20 protein-coding genes and 1 pseudogene are annotated in these 19,588 nt (G+C 55.0%); 13 read left to right on the top strand and 8 right to left on the bottom strand.

What is annotated here, in order from left to right; all coding sequences use genetic code 11:
• Positions 1 to 6: 6 nt before the first annotated feature.
• Together HW561_RS21380 and HW561_RS21375 are read right to left on the bottom strand one after the other, a co-directional pair.
• Positions 7 to 771 (bottom strand): hypothetical protein, encoded by a 765-nt coding sequence (locus HW561_RS21380; protein WP_176867386.1) that lies wholly within the window; start codon positions 769 to 771, stop codon positions 7 to 9.
• A gap of 13 nt (positions 772 to 784) precedes the next feature.
• Positions 785 to 1,210 (bottom strand): ATP-binding protein, encoded by a 426-nt coding sequence (locus tag HW561_RS21375; protein WP_176867385.1) that lies wholly within the window; start codon positions 1,208 to 1,210, stop codon positions 785 to 787.
• A 261-nt stretch (positions 1,211 to 1,471) separates the two neighbouring features.
• Here HW561_RS21375 and HW561_RS21370 point away from each other — a divergent pair, with 261 nt between their 5' ends.
• Positions 1,472 to 2,431 carry a pyridoxal-phosphate dependent enzyme gene (locus HW561_RS21370; protein WP_176867384.1) on the top strand — a complete coding sequence of 320 codons (960 nt, stop codon included), beginning with the start codon at positions 1,472 to 1,474 and terminating at the stop codon, positions 2,429 to 2,431.
• Between the two features lie 353 nt (positions 2,432 to 2,784).
• Complete coding sequence (locus HW561_RS21365; protein ID WP_176867383.1) at positions 2,785 to 3,114, top strand: Nif11-like leader peptide family RiPP precursor; 330 nt, start codon at positions 2,785 to 2,787, stop codon at positions 3,112 to 3,114.
• A 172-nt stretch (positions 3,115 to 3,286) separates the two neighbouring features.
• Here HW561_RS21365 and HW561_RS21360 read toward each other — a convergent pair whose 3' ends face one another.
• The 4 genes from HW561_RS21360 to HW561_RS21345 all read right to left on the bottom strand — a co-directional run bounded on the left by HW561_RS21360 (position 3,287) and on the right by HW561_RS21345 (position 6,959).
• Positions 3,287 to 4,747 (bottom strand): NAD(P)/FAD-dependent oxidoreductase, encoded by a 1,461-nt coding sequence (locus HW561_RS21360; RefSeq protein WP_176867382.1) that lies wholly within the window; start codon positions 4,745 to 4,747, stop codon positions 3,287 to 3,289.
• Between the two features lie 24 nt (positions 4,748 to 4,771).
• Complete coding sequence (locus HW561_RS21355; RefSeq protein WP_176867381.1) at positions 4,772 to 6,028, bottom strand: FAD-binding oxidoreductase; 1,257 nt, start codon at positions 6,026 to 6,028, stop codon at positions 4,772 to 4,774.
• Between the two features lie 196 nt (positions 6,029 to 6,224).
• Positions 6,225 to 6,557 (bottom strand): Nif11-like leader peptide family RiPP precursor, encoded by a 333-nt coding sequence (locus HW561_RS21350; RefSeq protein ID WP_176867380.1) that lies wholly within the window; start codon positions 6,555 to 6,557, stop codon positions 6,225 to 6,227.
• Positions 6,558 to 6,629: 72 nt separating this feature from the next.
• A complete protein-coding gene (locus tag HW561_RS21345; RefSeq protein WP_176867379.1) occupies positions 6,630 to 6,959 on the bottom strand; it encodes a Nif11-like leader peptide family RiPP precursor in 330 nt (109 codons plus the stop codon).
• Positions 6,960 to 7,631: 672 nt separating this feature from the next.
• Between HW561_RS21345 and HW561_RS24075 the strand changes: the two are divergent.
• Both HW561_RS24075 and HW561_RS24070 read left to right on the top strand, forming a co-directional pair.
• Positions 7,632 to 8,003, top strand: a pseudogene (locus HW561_RS24075) (EamA family transporter); the annotation flags it as partial.
• Positions 8,004 to 8,075: 72 nt separating this feature from the next.
• Complete coding sequence (locus HW561_RS24070) at positions 8,076 to 8,387, top strand: EamA family transporter (RefSeq protein WP_328803321.1); 312 nt, start codon at positions 8,076 to 8,078, stop codon at positions 8,385 to 8,387.
• An 8-nt stretch (positions 8,388 to 8,395) separates the two neighbouring features.
• On the opposite strand, the gene HW561_RS21330 is transcribed toward HW561_RS24070, so the two are convergent.
• Together HW561_RS21330 and HW561_RS21325 are read right to left on the bottom strand one after the other, a co-directional pair.
• Positions 8,396 to 9,169: a hypothetical protein gene (locus tag HW561_RS21330; RefSeq protein ID WP_176867376.1), complete on the bottom strand. Its 774-nt coding sequence runs from the start codon at positions 9,167 to 9,169 to the stop codon at positions 8,396 to 8,398.
• Between the two features lie 927 nt (positions 9,170 to 10,096).
• Entirely contained in the window at positions 10,097 to 11,017 is a 921-nt protein-coding gene (locus HW561_RS21325) for a LysR family transcriptional regulator (RefSeq protein ID WP_176867375.1), read from the bottom strand.
• Between the two features lie 100 nt (positions 11,018 to 11,117).
• On the opposite strand from HW561_RS21325, the gene HW561_RS21320 reads away from it, so the two are divergent.
• From HW561_RS21320 to HW561_RS21280, 9 genes are all read left to right on the top strand, one after another.
• Positions 11,118 to 12,077 (top strand): tripartite tricarboxylate transporter substrate binding protein, encoded by a 960-nt coding sequence (locus tag HW561_RS21320; protein ID WP_176867374.1) that lies wholly within the window; start codon positions 11,118 to 11,120, stop codon positions 12,075 to 12,077.
• A gap of 70 nt (positions 12,078 to 12,147) precedes the next feature.
• Positions 12,148 to 12,615, top strand: coding sequence for a tripartite tricarboxylate transporter TctB family protein (locus HW561_RS21315; protein ID WP_176867373.1), 468 nt, complete (start codon positions 12,148 to 12,150; stop codon positions 12,613 to 12,615).
• Positions 12,616 to 12,620: 5 nt separating this feature from the next.
• Positions 12,621 to 14,135 carry a tripartite tricarboxylate transporter permease gene (locus tag HW561_RS21310; protein WP_176867372.1) on the top strand — a complete coding sequence of 505 codons (1,515 nt, stop codon included), beginning with the start codon at positions 12,621 to 12,623 and terminating at the stop codon, positions 14,133 to 14,135.
• Entirely contained in the window at positions 14,128 to 15,234 is a 1,107-nt protein-coding gene (locus tag HW561_RS21305) for a lyase family protein (protein ID WP_176867371.1), read from the top strand. The genes HW561_RS21310 and HW561_RS21305 overlap by 8 nt, the downstream gene beginning before the upstream one ends.
• 115 nt (positions 15,235 to 15,349) lie before the next feature.
• The gene (locus tag HW561_RS21300; RefSeq protein WP_176867370.1) at positions 15,350 to 15,940 is read left to right on the top strand and encodes a TetR/AcrR family transcriptional regulator; all 591 of its coding nucleotides are present in this window, start codon (positions 15,350 to 15,352) and stop codon (positions 15,938 to 15,940) included.
• The gene (locus tag HW561_RS21295; protein WP_176867369.1) at positions 15,937 to 16,200 is read left to right on the top strand and encodes a hypothetical protein; all 264 of its coding nucleotides are present in this window, start codon (positions 15,937 to 15,939) and stop codon (positions 16,198 to 16,200) included. The genes HW561_RS21300 and HW561_RS21295 overlap by 4 nt, the downstream gene beginning before the upstream one ends.
• A 9-nt stretch (positions 16,201 to 16,209) precedes the next feature.
• Positions 16,210 to 17,373, top strand: coding sequence for an aromatic ring-hydroxylating oxygenase subunit alpha (locus tag HW561_RS21290; RefSeq protein WP_211198727.1), 1,164 nt, complete (start codon positions 16,210 to 16,212; stop codon positions 17,371 to 17,373).
• Between the two features lie 84 nt (positions 17,374 to 17,457).
• Positions 17,458 to 17,943 (top strand): hypothetical protein, encoded by a 486-nt coding sequence (locus HW561_RS21285; protein ID WP_176867368.1) that lies wholly within the window; start codon positions 17,458 to 17,460, stop codon positions 17,941 to 17,943.
• Positions 17,944 to 17,950: 7 nt separating this feature from the next.
• Positions 17,951 to 19,009: a 2Fe-2S iron-sulfur cluster-binding protein gene (locus tag HW561_RS21280; protein ID WP_176867367.1), complete on the top strand. Its 1,059-nt coding sequence runs from the start codon at positions 17,951 to 17,953 to the stop codon at positions 19,007 to 19,009.
• Positions 19,010 to 19,588: the final 579 nt, after the last annotated feature.

Here is a 19,588-nt window from a genome sequence, read left to right as displayed (position 1 = left end):
ATCAGGTCACCCCCCCCTGCCCGGCTCGGCTGTCTGCGACGGGCCACGCAAACGCTGCAACTCGACGTCCAGATCATCCAACTCTGCTTGGCTGGTGCGATAGGCCTGCATCGCGTTTTGCGCCAGGTGATCAAGTTGATCTCTACCCACCTCGGGCATTATCTCGGATGACATGTCGTTTTCCAACTGCGCCGTCAGCCTGTCCAGCCTTTGATCGATCCGCCGCGCGGCTATAAAACTGGCCACTCCGATCACACCTATACAGGCTGCAAGCAGCATGGCAGCTTCCAAGGACAGAATGCGGGCGGACTCGGTGAGTATACTCTGTGCACCAGTCGGGTCGTAGGACACTTCCACACGCCCCACTTCGGCTCCGAAGGAGTTGATGATCGGTTCGGATACCATTGCGATATTTTCGACCTGTGCGCCTTCTTGATTTTCTGCTTGCGATCGCAGCGCAAGGATTTCCCGACCATTCTCGGCAATCAGCCGAATGGCCAGAACATCGACGTCTGACTCGAGCCTGTTTTCGATCTGAACCGTTACGTTGGATACGATCTCTTCGACCGCAAGGCCAAAATTCACCCCGGTCTCAATATTGGCGCGCAGGTCCGAAGCGACAACTCTGTAGCGCCCGTCAACGGCCTGCGTAAGTGCGGTGGACAGCTTTGCCATCGTCAGGGCGACTGCGGCAGCCAGAGCAATGGCAAATGCCACCGCCAGATAGGCGATGAGCCTTGTTGCAAAGCTCCCAACCAGCACACGCATCATTGTCTTCGCCTTCCTATTCGCCTTCACGGCCTAGTGTTTTGCGCAGACGCATCACATTCATATTGCCGGCTCTTTCATAGCTTACGTCGTCCATGACCTGACGAACGAAAAACACGCCTAGCCCGCCAACCTTGCGATGGTCAACATCCAGCGTCACGTCTGGCTCGACCACGTCCAACGGGTTAAACACCCGGCCATGATCTCTCAATTCGCAAATGAGATCCTCGTTCTGGCGCCGCAGGGCTACCTCAAGCTCTGACGTCTGCCCCTCGTCAAACCCATAGTTTATGGCGTTGGTGACCAGTTCTTCCAGCGCAAGCTTGACCTGAAATGCGTCAGCATCGGGCACATCCATGGCGACAAGGGCCTGGTCCAGTTGGTCCAGCAAACCCGGCACAGCCGAAAGTGTGTTGGCGAGCTGGATTTCGGCTTTCAACATCTGAAATGTCACCTTCTGATCCATCGGCCAAACAGCGCGCATTATTCACAATTTTGTGCTTGCTTCTATTTTAGATTGTATAGCTTCCCCCAAAAGACAGCTAGAAGAATTTTCTACCATCCCCTTTCGGAGTGCGCAGCTGTGCAAATCGGTTCTTCAACAGCCTACTTTCGGAACGCCCATTGGTCGCCCGTGTCCCCCGGGACGGTGTTTGCCTTGCAATCCGACGGAATCCTTTCGGCCATCGCAAAGCATTCTGCCATGACGCAAACCCCTTTAGTCGCAGACAAGTACAACAGCGACGGGCGTGTAACGTGTTGGATCAAGAATGAAGGCAAGCGCTTTGCAGATGAAGGCCTGTCCTGCTTCAAGGCGCTCGGTGTTCTTGGGGTTCTGGCCGCAAAGCCGGACCTGGCAAATGCGAACAGGTTCGTCTGCGCATCCGATGGCAACCATGGTCGCGCAGTTGCATGGGCCGCGGAGCGCTTGGGTGTTGCCGCGACCATCTACATGCCAGCATCCGTACCACAGGAGAGCTTTGATCGGATCATGCAGTTTGGAGCGCGAGTTGTGGCGGTCGAGGGCGGCTATGACCGGGCGATTGCAGCAGCAGCCGAAGACGCTCAGAAGACTGGTGCCGTCGAATTCTCCGACACAGGTCGCGCGGGGTTCGAGGAAATCCCCTATCTGACGCTCTTTGGCTACGGACGGATCGTGGATGAAATTCTCAAACAATTGCCATCACCGCCCACACATGTCCTGGTGCCAGCAGGTGTCGGTGCTTTGGCGGCTGGCGTAGCGGCGCGGTTCGCCACAAGACTAGGCGTGCAGATGCCTCGTATTATCACCGTAGAGCCCCTTCACATGGCGCCAATCGCCGCCAGTTTGCAGGCCGGAGATCTTAGAAGCGTTCCTGAAGGGGCCACAACCTCTATGTCTTGCCTCGCGTGCGAGACACCATCCAACGTGGCTTGGGACCTCCTGCGTGACAGGCTTTTTGGCGCGATGGCCATTTCTGATCTCGCAGCCCTCAAGGCGATGAATGATCTTCGATCTTCCCATGCCACATCCGAGGTCTTGACCCAGCAATCTGGAGCGGCTGCCTTCGCAGGCTTGCAGGAAATCTTCTCAGATTCAGGTTTGCGCACCCGCGCCGGGCTCGACGGGGTGGCCAATGTGGTCTCTCTCGTGACCGAAGGTCCGTCTCTGGCTTCCGGTTAGGCGCAGCCATTGCCCTGGAGTAATCGCGATTGTTGGTTCGCTGAAGCGGGTTTTGGCCCATTCGGCGAGATCAAGGCAGTCGGCAAATCAGATGCTATTGCGCCCGCTTCAAACCAAGATCACCAGTGTTTTTCAGGTTTGCCACGCCGTGCAGTAGGCGGTGCTTGCTTATCGCATGCCCAACAGCTCAGGCAAAAACACTCGGCTTTCAAATAACGGCGCTTGATTTTTGATGAGCCCTCGGTACACTTTTATCGTGTGAATAATAACAAGGCCATTTGGTTTGGTTGTGCGTCCGGTCGCGGACCTGGTATTGATTTGACTCGTGGCGAAACGTGAGAAGGGACAATTCAATGAGTGTCGAAGACCTGAAGGAATATGCACGCCGTTGTGCAAGTGATCCAGATTTGCGGGCCAAGGCGAAAGAGATTGGCGCAACCAATCTGGATGGCCAGATTGAGCATGCGGCCTCCATGGGGTTGAACTGGACCAAGGAAGACATGGCCGCCTTCCAGGAGGAGCTCCAAGCCGATGGCGAGCTTAGCGAAGATGATCTGGAAAAAGTTGCCGGTGGTGTTGTGACCACCACGGCCGCGGCCGCAGCAGCCGTTGTCGGCGCAGCGGCCGCCGTTGTCGGCACCGCCGCCGCAGTAACGTCAGCCTCGACCGGTAGCGGTTGGTAAATTAGCTGACAGACAGTTCGAAGGGGCGGAGCACATCCGCCCCTTTTTTTGTTCTGAAACAAGTAAAGAATCCGCCTGAGGCTGAAGCACTCAATCCGTCGCCGTGAGAGATCCGAGGCTGATTTGTGAGCATTCGGAATGACCCAGCCAAGGAAGGTGTGATTCCCTTTTATCAGGTGACCGAAGTGGCGAGTGTGGGTGTACGTATCGTATGCGCCGGTATGATCCATTCGCCATGCTCGTCGATTGCCAACACATTACGGATCGCAGGTAGGGCAGCAATTGGCGTCGCCTTTGGCGGGCCTTCATAGGCCAATTGATAGGAATTGTACCCGCGCATCATCGTCAGGTTTCTCTGTACCTGTGCGTGCAGGTCTGCGTCCGAGCAAGACGCTCCATCAACATTCAGTCCACCGGGATTATCCAATGACTGTCCCCATTCCATGAGCACCCCGTTGCTGTTTTGTAACAGGGCGCGCAGCCAGCCGACATAGTCTTGCGACCGCTTCTCCATATCGTAGAGACCCGAAAGCCCTGCGTAGAACACAGCAAATTCTTGCCGCAGGCGGCTCTCGTATTCGGCCATGGCGATATCTTCCGGTATCGCGCCAGAGAGAGTCGCCTTTATCGACCGGGCTGCCAAGAGCGCCCCGTAGGTTGCCAGATGCACACCTGAGGACAAAAGCACATCTACGAAACAGGCGGCATCGCCGACCTGCACGACGCCCGGCGCGCTGAACGCTTTGGATGCATAAGAGTAATCCGCGCACAGGCTCACCTGGTCGTAGGGCGCATGCTCTGCGGGTGTGGCATTGCGCAGCAACTCAGTTGTCCGCGGGCATGTCGCAAGCCAGTTTGCCAAACCTGTCCGGGCGTCCAACCGCAGGTTGGCCAGGCAGTCGCGCGGGGCAACCACGCCCACACTGGTCAATCCGTTCCGCAGGGGAATATACCAAACCCAGGCCGTCCCATGTTCGGTCTCCAGAGTCTCGAAAAAGACGTTCCCCTCCAGAGGAGCGTCAAGTCGTCCTCCACCTACCCAGTATCCCCAAACCGCCACCTTGCGAAAGAAGTGCGAATGTTCGCGCGCATCCAATTCAGGGATGTTCAGGCGCATTTGTCCGGTGGCGTTCACGACAAATCTTGCGCGCAACGCATTTTGCTTCGCGCTCTCTCGATGGATATAGGTCACGCTACGACCTTGCTGCGCGTCGCCATCACCGACGGAAATTGCGTCATGCCCTCTGAGTAGAGTCGCACCGCATTTCTGCGCACTCGACAAAAGAATTTCGTCAAAACTTGCGCGATCAACATTGAGGGCAAGAGGGGGATCGTCGGCTTGGTCGGGGCCGAAGGCGAGGGTCCAGATGTCCTGTTTGTCGGCGCCCCAGCAGAATGTGGCGCCGCGCTTCACGATGTAGGTTTCGGCATCAACGGCGTCCTGTGCGCCGATCAGGGGCAAAACTTGCCGCATCGTGGCTGGCAGCAATGATTCACCGATGCGATAACGCGGCCCGTTTTCTCTTTCGAAAAGGACAGTGGACAGACCAGCCTTGGCGCACAGACCTGCCATAACCGACCCTGCCGGGCCGCCCCCAATCACCGCAACATCTGCAGTTTGCGCTTCGTCCATTTTCGCCTCCGAGGCCGAACTGGGCTATGTATTCAAAACACGCTGCGTAGCAGCCGCAAGCCTACGGATCTGAGCAACGGTTACGGGCTCCGTCTCTTTTGATCGCTGCAGCTCCCCGATATTCACAAGGCTTTGCGGGTCATATTTCTTCTTCAAAGCACAAAAGTGCGCCCAAGTATCTGCGTCGTAATAGTCCGCATAATCTAATGACCGGCTCAGATTCTCAGCTTGAACGTACAGGCGACCGCCTTCATCAACAATGGATGAAACAAATTCTTGCTCGGCTTCGACGAGCGCGGTTTCCACCTCTGGCTTGCCGATGCCGCGGCAAAGGGCCATGACCCCCATCAGGACAAAATCTTCGTCCCTCGGGTACAGCAGCGGAGGCACCGGGGCACGCCGTTTGACAAGATACCGAAAACCGATGGGCTCTCCATTCAGAGATGGCCCGACCCAACCGCCACTCGGCTCTAGCGTAGCGGAGTGGCGGTTTGCCCAATCTCCGACCAACGCCCAGAATCGGTCTTCTTCATCGATCGGTACCATGGCCGAGAACCAATAAAGCCAGTCGATACCAACTGCATCCGGCAGATCGTTTGTCTCGGAAGGGTTGAGCGGATTGGTGATTGGGATTTCGCCCGATTGACCGACCGTAAATTGATTGGCCACGCCCGGAATGGCCTGAAGTCGAAGGGTTACATCCAGGATCAACCCAAATTGCCCCATTGCGGCAAATATCCAATAAAAATCAGAATCTTCCGGGGTCAATTGACGCAACTCACCACGGCCATCGATCAGAGTGAGAGCCACGACATGGGCCCAAAAGCCGCCATGTGTTTCCGAGATTGAGGCATAACCGTCATTGGACTCTCCGCGCGCGGCAGCTTCTCGGGTGGTTGGCGGCACACGCAACCCCATGCCGCCCGCGTTGACATAGCCACCCAATGTTGGACCGGCCCATCCCCCATTAAAAACCGGCAAGCTCAATCCATGAGCGGCTACGAAATCGCGGATATCCCACATGATTGCACCGCTACCGACCCGCAGCAGGTCGGCTCCCACGACTTCAAACTGGTTGAGACCATGGGTCAGAAACAGTGTTTCGCCTCTTCTGGGCAGGCTTGCGCCGCTCAGACTATGGCCGCTGCCCCGTACGCGTAGCCGGTGTCCACAAGAGAGTTCCTCGCGCCAATGTGCGATGGCTTCTGCAACAGACTGGGGCGAACGCACAAACGGCTCAAGCGGCGAAAGATAGAGTTTTCCGTAATCAGCGAGCGGCATAAAGTGTCTTTTTATTCATGTCTGACCAGACATAGCCGAAAGGCCGCAGCTTGCCAGACTGATTTGAGTAGCGCGAGCCGAGTCGGTCCAAATTCCAACGCAGCGAGGTATCGTTGTCGTTTAACGGGATACCCCCGGACAATTGCCCGGAGGATCAAGCTGAAAACTCGCACGTCCGGAAGTCTGCCCCATTTCACTACCAGCCACTGCCGGAGGTTGTAGAGGTAACCGCAGTAGCGGCCGTGGCTACTGCCGCAGAGGCCGTCGCCACAGCAACCGCCGCCGCCGCAGCGGTAGTTGTCACGACGCCGCCGGCAACTTTTTCCAAGTCATCTTCGCTAAGCTCGCCATCGGCTTGGAGCTCCTCCTGAAAGGCGCCCATGTCTTCCCTGGTCCAATTCAAACCCATAGAGGCCGCATGTGCGATCTGGCCATCAAGATCAGTGGCACCGATTTCTTTGGCCTTGGCGCGCAACTCAGGATCTGCGGCGCAACGACGGGCATATTCCTTCAGGTTCTCAACACTCATGTTAAACCTCCAAACGATATCAACGCCACCACTCCGAATCCCGCAATCTGCCCCGAAGGCTGCGCCAATCTGTTACCAGCCACTGCCGGATGTTGTAGTGGTGACCGCCGTCGCGGTCCCGACCACTGCGGCGGCTGCGGATACAACTGCCGCCGCTGCTGCTGCGGTGGTTGTCACGACGCCGCCGGCAACTTTTTCCAGGTCATCTTCGCCAAGCTCGCCATCGGCTTGGAGCTCCTCCTGGAAGGCAACCATGTCTTCCTTGTTCCAAGTCAGACCCATGGATGCGGCATGTGCGATCTGACCGTCCAGATCAGTGGCGCCGATTTCTTTGGCTTTGGCGCGCAAATCGGGATCTGCGGCGCAACGACGGGCATATTCCTTCAGGTCTTCAACACTCATGCTAATCCTCCCAACGACATCAACGCCACCATATCCAATTCCGAAATCGGCGCAATTCGTAGATCGCCGTTTTTCCGAACACCGGCCAAGATGGCGCGCAGGCCCGTGTCACTATAGTTGTGCAGAACAAGCTACAAAAAATCAAGCAACGGTTGAGGAGAGTAGAAAAAAGTACCGTCTGTGCGCGTGGTGGGTATTGCCAAGACATGTGTCGCCAACTCCAGGTAGGGTTGAGATAAGACCCATATCTGAGCATACAGAAGACGCAGCCGTTGATCTGCGAAACAGGCAATTATATCAGTTCGTTCAGGCTGAGTACTACGCCCGCTGTTTTGAGGCGCTCGACCATGTCGAGCATTGGCTACATCAATTGCGGGGCAACGGCGAAATTGTTGAGACGGGATTGCATTTGGTTCTCCTTTTTTCATAACGCGCATAAACAGGATGCGGCAAGCATGCGGTTTGTGACATGGGCGCAAAAAACTTAGCCCTAAATAATCATGCGCCCAGTGGACAGTTTAGACGCCCATTGGCAGTGCAATGTCCGCCTGCGTTCTGCGAAAGTGTTGCTATTAAAGTCCAATGCGAGTCTAGGTGCTTTGTTTCATAGGCGGGTCGTGTTCTGTTGCAATCACGAACGTGAACAAAACTGCCCTGGCCTACGGCGCTTTGATGCTCGCAGTGCTAATCAGCGCCGGGAATTTCTTGTTTGGCAATCTGGCAGTCAAAGAGGTTTCCCCAGTCGCGCTGGCATTTTGGCGCTGCCTGATTGCCGCAATATTTGTTTTGCCCTTAGTTCTGAAGAGGCAAGGCAACCCATTCCGACACTTCCAAGGCGGCTGACTCCGCGTGACAATACTTGCCTGTATTGGCGTGGTCGCCACGCCGTGGTTTGTTTATTTGGCGCTCCGTTCAAGTGATTTGATAGACCTTGGTGCGGGTTATACAAGCGTGCCCTTGTTGACGATCTTATTCTCGGCACTGTTGCTCGGCGAACGGTTGCGGTCTGTCCAGTACCTGGGTGTCGCCATTGCACTCGCCGGAGCTCTGATCTTCGCTTTTCGCGGGGACATTTCAAACCTTATCAATTTCGATCCGCACCTCGCTTTCTTGTTGATGATTGCCTCCAATGCCTGCCGTGGGCTTTATTTAGTTCTTCTTAAAAAATGGGACATGCGACCTAAGCCTGACGAAGGCTTGTTCGTGATTTTCGTTGTTGGCATCTTGGTTCTGCTGCCGTTTGTTGTGTTCCTCAAAGCAGGCACATCTCAGCCGTTCGACTACTCTTGGCAGGTCTGGGGCCCAATCCTCTTCATTGGGATTGGCATGGGGGCTATCTACCTGCACCTGCTCAATTTTGGCGCAAACGAAGTTGGTGCTTCGACGGCTTCGTTATTCGCTGCGTCCGCCAACTCTACGGATCTCTGACCTCGCTGTCAGAAAAGCCTGTCAAATAGTTCTACATCAGCAAGGGTCGATAGACTGCTCGTCTCTTGAACCGCGCCCGCCAACGCAAGTGCAAGGCGCGCGTTTCCGTCGCTCATGGATGCAATGCGTTGCGCATCACCTCTGCGCATTTTGGGGTAGCGTCGATGTATCAGTTTTCCGACGATCTCCTCCCCTTCCGCTTCCATACGGATCACCTCGGTTTCGTTGAGGCGATCGTCGCGCAAATCGTATTCGATCGTGATAAGTTTCACCGCCGCGGTCGAGGCGGCAAGCTTTTTTGCCAGATCACCATGCAAATCTGGTGGACAATTGTCGACGACAACGAAGGCGGATTCGCCCCTTTGCAATAAAACCTCGAGCATCTGGAGAGGTGGTGGATCGGTTGCTTGGCCCGCATCACAGTAGATAGCTTGAGTTGCCGGCAAGGAATTCTCACCGACATCATCTTCGAACAGCGCTTGAACAAAGCGGGTTTTCCCAACCCCGGACAAACCCGCAATCCTGATTGCTTTGCGCGACGTTGAGACCTTGGCTCGTACTGCGATTAGCGCCTGATTTAGATCATGGATCAGTTCGTCGGCACCCAATCGTACGCCTATCCCAGACCCGACGATCATTTCGTCGTTGACGCCAGCAGGCGTCGCGCTCCAACGACCATAAGGGAACCAGCCTGTGAGGATCGGAAGGTCGACACGCTCACGCAGCCATGTTGCAACGCTCGGATGTGCGCTCACCCATCGCGCAATCGCGTTTTGATCCAAGAAATCGTACCTAAACCCACAGTCGGACTGAACGCCGTCCAAGGCCTTCTTCATGGCTTCAATGCGCCTATCATACATGGCCTTGGCCAGATCCTCCGTAGCACTTGCGATGATGTAGGATTCTCCCCCGGTTGCGAGTTCCGAAATGATGGGCCGTATAATGCCTTTCGGCCCAGAGTTTCATTAGTGAAGGCAGCTAGAAAAGAGAAAAACCTAGATGAGAATGGCAATAACTGTGATCAGTATTATAGTGCTGTGTTCCTTATTGGCTTACCAATCGCTGGTCGCTTGGGACGTTCGGAACGTTAGCGGTTCACAAAGGGCCTATAGCAATTTTGTCTTTGACGTAGCGACGTTAGGGTGTGTTCGAAGAGCTTCAGTTGTTCAGACAGCTGAGGCGCGTGGCTGGCAGTTCGAAGATGATCGACAGCCACCCTTCAGGAGCTGGTCACCTGATAGTTGGACTGTAGCCGTTAGAGTATTTATCGAACCTCAACTGAACTTCGCGAAGGAGCCCGGCGTAATGTTCTTCTTTGATGACGCAGACTGTTTGATTGGCGATGAATGACAAAAACCTGCCCTTACTTGAGAGGACCAGAACGCCCTCAGTCGTTGGATTTCGATGGCTGTCATTCGCCTTGCAATGATGAACTTCAGCTTTGTCCCGCGTTGCTGACCTTGATGCCGTCTGAACCGGCTCAATGTCCCACCGAAACCGTCCAATGACCGCTCTGGGCCCATATTAACGAATGCTGCGCGTCCCACAAATGGGGGTTAAGTTCACTCAGCTGCCATTGCCAATTAAACGAACGAACCTTGGCCACCCATCTCGGCATTGTGATGTAGATCTTTTCTGCTAATGCGTCAGCAAAGAACCTGACGCACTCAATAGATGTGAAACCTCGAGCATCGGACCATCGAATGGTCCTAATCCAGAACAACTTCCAAGGTTGGGCTTTGACCTGCCAGTTCCCGGACCACGTCCTGCAGAACCATTTCGAAACGGCAAAGAGCTTCGGTCCTGTGCTGCGAGATCGGGTGCAACAACCCAAAAGTCATCCATTTTTCGGGAATAACCGGCACCAAGACCAAGTTTTCGAGACCAATCTGAGCCGAGACCAATTCATCCGCGATTGTGATGCCCGCCCCTTCTGCAACAAGCGAGCAGGCCAATTGGGAAGACGCAACTTCGCAAGACTGGCCGGGAGAAACGCCGGCGGAATGAAAGATATCATCCAGCTGATCTCGCAGTAGCAATCCCTGCATCAGACGGATGATTGGTTCATTCACAAGCGCAGTCGCAGCGAGTTCTTGTCGTTTGGCAAGCTTGTGATCAGCAGGCAGGATCGCTTGTGCCCGAACTCTCAATAATGGCTGCGTGCGAATTCCCGGATGCTCAACTGGCAGCGCTCCGATGCCGATGTCGTATTCGCGCCCGGCCAACCACTTCCCGGCTTCGCGGCGTGCCCGAACGTCCAGGCTGACGTTGATGTCAGGATATTCCTTGAAGAACCGTGCCACTGCGGGGGCGGACAAAGTTTGGGCAATTCTGGGCATCGTGACGATACGCAGTGATTCCGTTCGTCCCGCTCGAATTTCCGCCGCGATCCTGGGCACTTCATCCAGATTTTCCAGAATTCGCCCTGCCTCGCGATAGAATGCGAACCCTTCTGGAGTAGGTGTAAGGTTGCGGCCGCTTCGATCAAATAATGTAAGCCTTAGTTCTGCTTCCAACCCGGATATCAATCGGCTGACAGCAGGTTGGCTCAAGTGCAGGATTTCCGATGCGGCTATCAGAGAGCCTTCGGACAAAGTGATACTAAAAGCGCGCAAGGCTTTGATGTTCATCGCTGCTGGCTTTCATTTTTTGCAAGAGTAAATACTATCTTTGCATTTTTATCAATTCCCAAACTTGGATAGTTTAGGGTCGAGCTTATGGGAGGACCCGATGAAACGTAGAACATTGTTAAACACGGCCATTGCCGCCATTGCCTTGGCCGCTACAGCCACGGCCAGCTTTGCCGCTGACTGGCCTAAGCGCCCTATCAACCTGATTGTGCCATACAAGGCCGGTGGTGGCACTGATGCCTATGCCCGTGCCATCTCGGCGGCGGCTGAAGGTATTTTGGATGTACCGGTCGTTGTTGTGAACAAGCCCGGTTCAGGTGGCTTGAACGGCGCCAACTCTGTCGTCGGTGCACGTCCCGATGGATACACGATGATGATGACGTCGGGCGGATCGTTTCTTTTGTCGACCATGACACGAGACACAGACATTGACGCGCTGGACAGTTTCAATTTTGTCGCTCAGGTCGGTCAGTTGCAGACTTCGCTGATGGTGCCAAAGGATAGCCCATTCGAAAGCGTGCAGGACGTGATCGATGCGGCAAAGGCTGATCCAGGATCGCTCCGTTGGGCGCATTCGGGACGCGGCGGGTTTCACCATGTTGGCGGCCTGGGCTTTCTGGCCAGCAACGGCATCGAGGCACAGGATGTACCTTTCAAAGGTGGTGGTCCAACCCGTGCAGCACTAATCGGCGAACAAGCCGATTTCGGTTTCCTCGGCGTGCAGCAATTGGCCGGGTTTGAGGATCAGCTGCGCGCGCTGGCGGTCAACAGTCAGGACCGCGACGGGATCATGTCGGATGTGCCTTCGTTCGGTGAACTAGGGATACCTTTCGCGGCCGTATCGTCACCAGTGATTGTATTCGCGCCAAAAGACACGCCGCCCGAGGTGGTTGCGGCCATGGAAGACGCACTGGAACAGATCGCAGCGAAACCTGAGTTTGCCGAACTTCTGGCCTCACGCGGAACCGGCCCGGTCTATCAAAAAGGCGCAGATGCCAAGGCAACACTTTCGGCGATGAAAGAAGACGCCGCGCCTTTGGTGGATAGCCTGACGAACTGAGACTGACAGGATCAGGTGGCGATATCGCCACCCGATCTCTCTCAACGACCAATGTGTGACGGAGGGAATTATGCGTGCTTATGCCGAAGGGCTTGTTCTGGCAGCCATTTCATGTGTTGCCATCTGGAGTGCCTGGCAAGTGCCAGCGGCCTCGCCCGGTGATACATGGGCTGGCATTGTGCCTTTTGCTGCAGCTGTTGCGCTGCTTGCTCTGTCCGGATTCCTGATCATCGGGGCCACACGTCAGAACGCAGATGAAGCACAAGGCGAACCTGACAATGGGGCCACACTTGAGATCATCGGCCTTTTCATCATTGCGCTGATCTATCAGCAATCTTTCCGATGGTTCGGATACCTTGTTCCGACCGCGATTGTTGCTCCGCTGGTTCTCTACATTTTTGGCGTCCGTAGTCGGATCGGATTGGCGCTATCAGTCATTCTGTGCCCGCTGGTCTTTCACGTCATCTTTTTCGTGCTGCTCGGCGTATTCCCACCCTATGGCGAGGTCTTCGATCTGCTGAACTGGATTCAGGGGTAAAACTCATGGAAATCTTTCCCGCTCTTCTTTCGGTGATTACTGATCCGATGCTGCTGTTTGCCATCGTATTGGCGGCGTTTGTTGGCATGATCGTGGGTGCGACCCCCGGATTGACCGCATCAGCCGCCATCGCAATGCTGTTGCCGATCACCTTCTATATGTCACCCCTTTTCGCCTTGGCGTTTCTTTACGTGATTGGCAAATCCGGGCGCTATGGTGGGTCTATCGCGGCCATTCTGTTCAACACTCCGGGCACCGCCGCCAGTGCTGCCACACAGATTGACGGCTATCCGCTGGCGCGTGCCGGCAAGGCGGGAAAGGCGATGAAGGTTGCCACAATCTCGTCGATTATTGGCGACCTGATGGGCGATATACTGTTGGTCATTGGTGTTGGCTTCATTGCTTCTATCGCTTTGAAACTGGGGCCGCCGGAAACCTTTGCGATCTATTTTGCCGCGTTCGTTGTGATCGGATCAGTGATCGGCAAGTCCATCGTCAAAGGACTGGCGTCGGCCCTGATGGGAATTCTGGTGGCAATGGTTGGGCTTGATCCGATCTCAAGCGAGGAACGCTACACCTTCGGGTCGTTCGACTTGTCCAATGGCATCGGACTCGTGCCCCTAATGATCGGCGTCTTTGTTTTGGGTGAAGTCTTTGCCCAGTTGGAAGACCGTCGGAAAAACCCGGGCGAAACCAAAGAGAACGACAGCACACAAGACGGGAACAATCTGACTTGGGAAGAATACAAACCTTGCCTGCCGCACGCCTTGCGCGGTGGGTTCATTGGCGCGGGTATTGGTGTCCTGCCGGGGCTGGGCTCAGCGATTGCCGCTTTCATTTCCTATGGTGAAGGGAAACGCCGGGCGAAAAACCCTGAACAATGGGGTAAAGGCGCATTGGAAGGTGTTGCCGCACCCGAAGCGGCAAACAATGCGGTGTCCGGCCCGTCGATGGCACCACTGTTGACGCTGGGCATTCCGGGATCGACCATTGGCGCCATTCTTCTGGGTGTCTTCCTGATCCATGGCATTCAGGTTGGACCAACACTTTTCCTGACCGACAAAGAATTGGTCTATAAGCTGTTTGCTTGCGGCATGCTGGGGATCATTGCGTATGGCTTGATCGGCTATTTTGGCGCGACGCAAGTGGCCCGGTTGATCCTGAAAATTCCAACAAACGTCCTCTATCCGATGATCTTCATGACCGCCTTTGTCGCCGCTTATTCTGCACGCGGGTCGATGTTCGACGTGACCGTGATGACCGTGGCGGGGTTTGTTGGTTGGCTGATGCGAAAGCACGACTTTAATATCGCCGCCTTTGTCATCTCATTCGTGCTGGCAAAAGGCGCCGAAGAGACTTTTCGCCAATCGCTATTGATGTCGGATGGGGGCGCTCTGATTTTTGTCGAACGCCCAATCGCGCTGGCTTTCATAATCATCGGTGCAGGCGCGATAGCGTTCCGTGTCCGGGGTGTCCTAAAAGACCGAAAACTTGCGGCGGGAGGGCTGGGTGATGCTTGAGTTCGGTCTTTATCGCGACTGTTTCTCGACCCGCGACATGCGCGTCATTTGGTCAGAACACAGCACGATCTCAGCCTGGTTGAAGGTTGAGCAAACCCTGGCTCGATGTCAGGCCGAGGCGGGGCTTATTCCTAATGATGCAGCCCGTGCGATTGAGGCTTTGTCGCCTCAGATGCTCGACAAGGACCAAATGCAGGCGGACATGTTGATTGTGGGTCGACCTATTGTTGGGCTTATTCAGCAGATGCGCGAAACGCTTGGCGATCATGCGAAGTACTTTCACTTCCGCGCAACGACGCAAGACATCATGGATACGGCTCTTGCAATGCAAATGAAGATCGGACTCGCAGAGATCGGTCTGGATGTGCAGCGGCTCCTTACATTGCTGGAGCAGCAGATCGATCATCATAGGGGCACGATGATGATGGGACGCACCAACGGCCAGCACGCCGTCCCGATGTGCTTCGCCACCAAACTGCAGGTCTGGAAATCTGAGCTGGTGCGTCGACAGAACGCAATTGATGACGCCGCGCAGCGAGGGTTGAACGTTCAAATCGGAGGACCAGTTGGGGATCTGAGAGCCTATGACAATGATGATGGGTCACAGATCAAACGTGCTGTTGCACATGCATTGGGACTGGGCGTCATCAACCCGCACTGGCAAAATGCAAGGGATGGAATAGCGGACATCGTGACAGCGCTTGGTGCGCTGTGTGCAACCATCTGCAAAATCTCACATAACGTGAATTTGTTGTCCTCAACCGACATCGCCGAAATCGCTGAAACTCATGAAACGGGTCGAGGTGCCTCATCTGCAATGGCGCATAAGCAGAACCAACGGGCGTCAGAGTTTGGAGAAGCTGTCGGAAGACTGGGACGTCAACGCGCCGAGCAAATTGGCGAATTGACTTTGCACCAGCATGAGCGTTCCGGCGGTGTCTGGATTGGTGAGTGGATCGTGGTGCCAGAGGTTTTTCTTTTGACATCCGGGGCCGTCCATTGGGCCGGAAAACTATTTGGCAAACTTGAAGTCGACACCGATTCAATGCGGCGAAAGATACCGAAAGCGGCAACAAACACTGAAACCTTAATGCATTGAAGTAACCACTCGGGGTTGTGGGTGCACCGGTTCTTGTAGAGGTTTATTAATTGTCATTATTGACAATATACTTTGAGTAGTTATTTGTCAGATGTGACAATAAACGAGAGAAGCGATGCCCCGTCCCAGTCTTAAAGGCCAGCGATCAGAACAGATTCTTGATGCATATCTCACATGTGTGTCCCGTTTCGGATTGGAGGGGGCAACCCAAGAGCGCGTCGCGACCGAGGCCGGGGTCAAACGACCCATCCTGCGTCACTATTTGGGCAACAAGGACGAGATGACCGGCGCCCTTATAAGCCATGTCGTAGATAGGTTTGCACAGGCGACTACCGCCCTTCGGGACGCGACGGAACCAACGGGCACAACAGCTGATCTGATCGATCTACTGTTTGATAAATCTGTCCCTAATGATCCGCGTGTAATGCTGGCCTACCAGTCGCTTGTCACATCCGTCGCCAATCACCCGTCAATGCGGCAACCCCTTGTCGACAGCTTGGAACAGTTCTTTGAAGTGATCGAAGCAGTGTTGAAACGTGCCTTTCCGAACGCCCCTCCTGCCCAGATCCGTGCCGTTTCGCAGGGGATTTCCGCAACATATGTGAACCTGGATTCGCTGACCCCGCTAAATCCGCCCGAGGTCTGGCGCGCGGAGCTGAAACAGGCTGCAACGATCCTTGCCGCCAGCTTGGAGGCCACCGCATGAGCACCCGACGCCTTGTCAATCATATGGCTTTACCAGTTCTTTTGGTTGCGGCTGTTCTGGGTCTCTACTGGGTTTGGGGCCTGCTGTTTCTGTGGTGGTTGGTGCCATCAGTTATGACGGGCCAGACCGCACTCGTATTTGATATCTCGCGCCAACACGACCCGATCCTTTTCTGGGCGGTAGCGATCCTTTGGGCTGTGTTCGGCCTGATGATGATCGCGGCCAGCCTGTTTCCGACCTACGCCATCTGGCTTGTTTAAGAGGTTGCCATGACCCGAATGTACCATCACCTTCCCGTTGACGCCTATACGTCGCAAGATTGGTTTGATCGCGAACAGCGGCTGATTTTCTCACGCACATGGCGCTATGCAGGTTTGGCTGAGGACGTGCCAGAGCCCGGTCATTTTGTGTCGGTTCAGGCGGGGCTGAACAACATCTTTATCGTGATGGGACGCGATCACCGTCTGCGGGCGTTTCACAACATCTGCCGTCACCGCGGCACCCAGTTGATCAGGGCGGTCGGCAAAACGCAAAAGGCGCTGACATGCCCCTATCATGACTGGACCTATGATCTCGAGGGCAACCTGATTTCTGTTCCGGATGAGGCAAAGGAATACCCCAATGGCGTTGATAAATCCTGCCTCGGCCTGAAACCCGCCAGTGTCGATATCTGGCGTGGCATGCTGTTTGTTCATCCCGATCCAAATCCACCCAGCCTTGCCGAGTGGTTGGGCGCTGTTGATCCGCTACTGGGCCCCCACAAACCGGAAGAGCTGGTGGAATATCCCGATGCCCGGCGAAGTTATGAGATCAAAGCCAACTGGAAGATCGTGGTCGAGAACTATATCGACGTCTATCACCTGAGCCATCTTCATTCGAACACGCTCCACATGTATGATCATGCGCGGGCGGAATACGGCTGGAAAGGTCCTCATTATCACTTCTGGGAACCGCCAGCGCCTGATTACGCAACGAACTTGGAGAAAAACCTGCCTACGCCGCGGGTGATACCAGAACCCCATATTGGGGCCTGGGTGCCAATGCTGTTTCCCGGTATCGGGCTTGGCGCTGGCGAGGATAGCTGGAACATCTTTATTATCACGCCCTTGGGTCCTGATCTGACGCGCGTGGAGAACCGCACCAAGCTGGCGAATGCCTCAGGGTGGGAATTTCAGAAACAGGAGTGGAGCAGTTGGAGTTTCTGGAAGGATTTCGGCGGCCCAAAATATCCTGACAGCGACGCAACCGGCGAAGATGATCCTATGGCGTCAGGTGATTTCACAGCCGAAGATATTTACGCCTGTGAGCAACAGCAGAAGTCTTTGACCAGCCCGTTTTTTGAGGTTGGCCCTGCCGCCAACGGAGAAAGCCCGGTTGTCAGACACCAACAAGCAATCCTGGACTTCCTTGAGACACAAGAGGCGGGAACTTAGCCAGATGCCTTGGGTCTATATCGGATCACGCCTTCAATAGCCTGGTCGTACAACTCCATCCACTCCGCTGAATTTGGAAAGTAAATGAAACGCATTTTTGCAACCTTTATCGGTACGATCCTGGCAACTGGATTGGTCTTGGCCAACCCATCAGACGAACCCAAGGACCTGGCGGCGCGCTATCTCAATGCCACAGATGAGGCAGCAATCGCCGCGACGTGGAAAGACTGGCACTCGAAGGCAGTGCATACTGTCACAATAAAATTCGGGCTTGGGCAACCAGATGAGACGTTTTCCTATTCGGTGGCCGATTGGGAAACACTTCCTGATTGGCATCAGGATCCCACATTGGCCGACGCGATGCAGGGATACAGGGAAACGAGGCGCGAGGTGCCCACGATTTCCTCGGAATCCACCGAGGGCGGAACACGTGTCACCGCCACAACCCGTATTGACTACATCTGGGGCGACACAACTGGAACGATGACTCAGACGGATAGGTTTATCATCGTCTCCCAAGTTGGTCGGCTGGCAATCCGAGCTCTCGACACCACGTTTGATTATCGTTGAGGAAACCATGAACCCAGATTTCTTTTCCCTGAAAGTTTCTGAAATCCGACCTGAGATCAAAGGCAAAGCCACAAGCGTGACCTTCGATCTACCGGCCAGTCTGGCAAAAACACTTGGCTGGCAAGCCGGTCAGCATGTCACTCTGCGATTCCACCTCAACGAGAAAGAGCAACGCCGCAGCTACAGCATTTCCAACCCACCGGGTGCCCCTCTGCGCATCACCGTAAAACGGGTGGCCGGTGGGCTGGTGTCCAATCATATCGGAGACCACCTAAAGCCCGGCGATACGGTCGATGTCATGCCGCCATTCGGTCAGTTCTCCCTGACGCCGGACCCGCTGAAGCGCCGCACCCATTACTTCTTTGGCGCAGGCAGTGGCATCACGCCGCTTTTCGCAATGATCAACGCGGTCCTCAAAGAAGAACCTCATTCAGTGGCTCATCTAATTTATGGCAACGCCGATGGGGAAAACATCATCTTTGGCGAAGAACTGGACAATCTGGCAAGGGATCATGCCGCCCGGTTCACATTGCGCCATGTTCTGTCTGCGCCCTCGCTGTGGAGGTGGTCCAGCCCGTGGCGAAAAGGTCGTGTGGATGCCGATGCCATAAAGGCCGCCGTGATGGAAACCCCGCCTGTGGCGCAAGATGTCCAATACTGGATTTGCGGACCCGGAGCTATGAATACGGAGGTGAACAACGCGCTGATGGCACTGGATGTACCTGCGAACCGAATTCATGCGGAAAGCTTTGGAGGGGCAGCAGCCCCAGCATCCAGTGTGACGGGGATCGCCGCCAATGCAAAAGTTGATCTGGGCGGGGCGACGTATGAGGTTCCTGTTGCCGCAGATCAAACCCTACTGAATGCGATATTGTCGGCTGGCTTGACGCCACCTTTCAGTTGCCAGTCCGGAGTATGCGGCGCCTGCAAAGCGCGTCTGACAAATGGTCGGGTTCACATGCATGCTCGAATGGCCCTCGAAGACAGCGACGTCGCCCGAGGAGATATACTATCCTGCCAGAGTGTCGCTACCTCAGATGAACTGAGCATTAGCTTTGACAAATAGATGCGTAGTTTTGATGTCATGGTGGCTATCCAATATCGACAAACACCTAGCTTGAAGGCAGTAGGTTTATCCTGCGTTGACGTGAATAAATTCGGGATAACCCATTTCAATCGACCGAAGTGATTGGCCTGTATCCGGCTTTGCCTCGTTCTCTTTGCGACAGGCACGATGTGTAAATAGCTGCCACTGAGGCACGTGCAGGGAAAGTCTGTATTGTCTCGCATTGCTGCTGTCCATGGCTCCAAAACACTGCATCCTTGATCCAAATTCCGCTCCCTGCACATAGCTGCCGTCGCTGAGGCCCAGTGCTGCAAAGGCAGCGACGGTCTTGTGTGGATGGCTCCTGCATAGCAAGACATTTTTGAGCTGATTTCGTGCATTTTTCAGAAGCAGTCGTGTGTCCGGCCTATTTGCGCGGCTTTGACCGCTGGCCCTGATGGGTTCCGCAAACCAAGTCCCTTACGTCGGATCTGTCGCAAACTTCGTCCTTACCTGTCAGGTAGATTGTATTTCTGGTAGCGCGCACTCGAACATGGCGGGGGCTGGCCGTGACGATCTCATTTAAGGGCACGCATTTTC

The organism is Ruegeria haliotis, from assembly GCF_013377785.1.
Taxonomy (GTDB): Bacteria; Pseudomonadota; Alphaproteobacteria; order Rhodobacterales; family Rhodobacteraceae; genus Ruegeria; species Ruegeria haliotis.
Note: the sequence above shows the minus strand (reverse complement) of the source record. Positions and strands in the feature narration are given on the sequence as shown.

Coding starts and splice junctions, on each gene's coding strand:
- HW561_RS21320 (WP_176867374.1), top strand. CDS start 11,118: ATGAAACGTAGAACATTGTTAAACACGGCCATTGCCGCCATTGCCTTG.
- HW561_RS24070 (WP_328803321.1), top strand. CDS start 8,076: ATGATTGCCTCCAATGCCTGCCGTGGGCTTTATTTAGTTCTTCTTAAA.
- HW561_RS21365 (WP_176867383.1), top strand. CDS start 2,785: ATGAGTGTCGAAGACCTGAAGGAATATGCACGCCGTTGTGCAAGTGAT.
- HW561_RS21355 (WP_176867381.1), bottom strand. CDS start 6,028: ATGCCGCTCGCTGATTACGGAAAACTCTATCTTTCGCCGCTTGAGCCG.
- HW561_RS21345 (WP_176867379.1), bottom strand. CDS start 6,959: ATGAGTGTTGAAGACCTGAAGGAATATGCCCGTCGTTGCGCCGCAGAT.
- HW561_RS21380 (WP_176867386.1), bottom strand. CDS start 771: ATGATGCGTGTGCTGGTTGGGAGCTTTGCAACAAGGCTCATCGCCTAT.
- HW561_RS21325 (WP_176867375.1), bottom strand. CDS start 11,017: ATGAACATCAAAGCCTTGCGCGCTTTTAGTATCACTTTGTCCGAAGGC.
- HW561_RS21370 (WP_176867384.1), top strand. CDS start 1,472: ATGACGCAAACCCCTTTAGTCGCAGACAAGTACAACAGCGACGGGCGT.
- HW561_RS21300 (WP_176867370.1), top strand. CDS start 15,350: ATGCCCCGTCCCAGTCTTAAAGGCCAGCGATCAGAACAGATTCTTGAT.
- HW561_RS21310 (WP_176867372.1), top strand. CDS start 12,621: ATGGAAATCTTTCCCGCTCTTCTTTCGGTGATTACTGATCCGATGCTG.
- HW561_RS21295 (WP_176867369.1), top strand. CDS start 15,937: ATGAGCACCCGACGCCTTGTCAATCATATGGCTTTACCAGTTCTTTTG.
- HW561_RS21285 (WP_176867368.1), top strand. CDS start 17,458: ATGAAACGCATTTTTGCAACCTTTATCGGTACGATCCTGGCAACTGGA.
- HW561_RS21350 (WP_176867380.1), bottom strand. CDS start 6,557: ATGAGTGTTGAGAACCTGAAGGAATATGCCCGTCGTTGCGCCGCAGAT.
- HW561_RS21280 (WP_176867367.1), top strand. CDS start 17,951: ATGAACCCAGATTTCTTTTCCCTGAAAGTTTCTGAAATCCGACCTGAG.
- HW561_RS21305 (WP_176867371.1), top strand. CDS start 14,128: ATGCTTGAGTTCGGTCTTTATCGCGACTGTTTCTCGACCCGCGACATG.
- HW561_RS21375 (WP_176867385.1), bottom strand. CDS start 1,210: ATGTTGAAAGCCGAAATCCAGCTCGCCAACACACTTTCGGCTGTGCCG.
- HW561_RS21290 (WP_211198727.1), top strand. CDS start 16,210: ATGACCCGAATGTACCATCACCTTCCCGTTGACGCCTATACGTCGCAA.
- HW561_RS21315 (WP_176867373.1), top strand. CDS start 12,148: ATGCGTGCTTATGCCGAAGGGCTTGTTCTGGCAGCCATTTCATGTGTT.
- HW561_RS21360 (WP_176867382.1), bottom strand. CDS start 4,747: ATGGACGAAGCGCAAACTGCAGATGTTGCGGTGATTGGGGGCGGCCCG.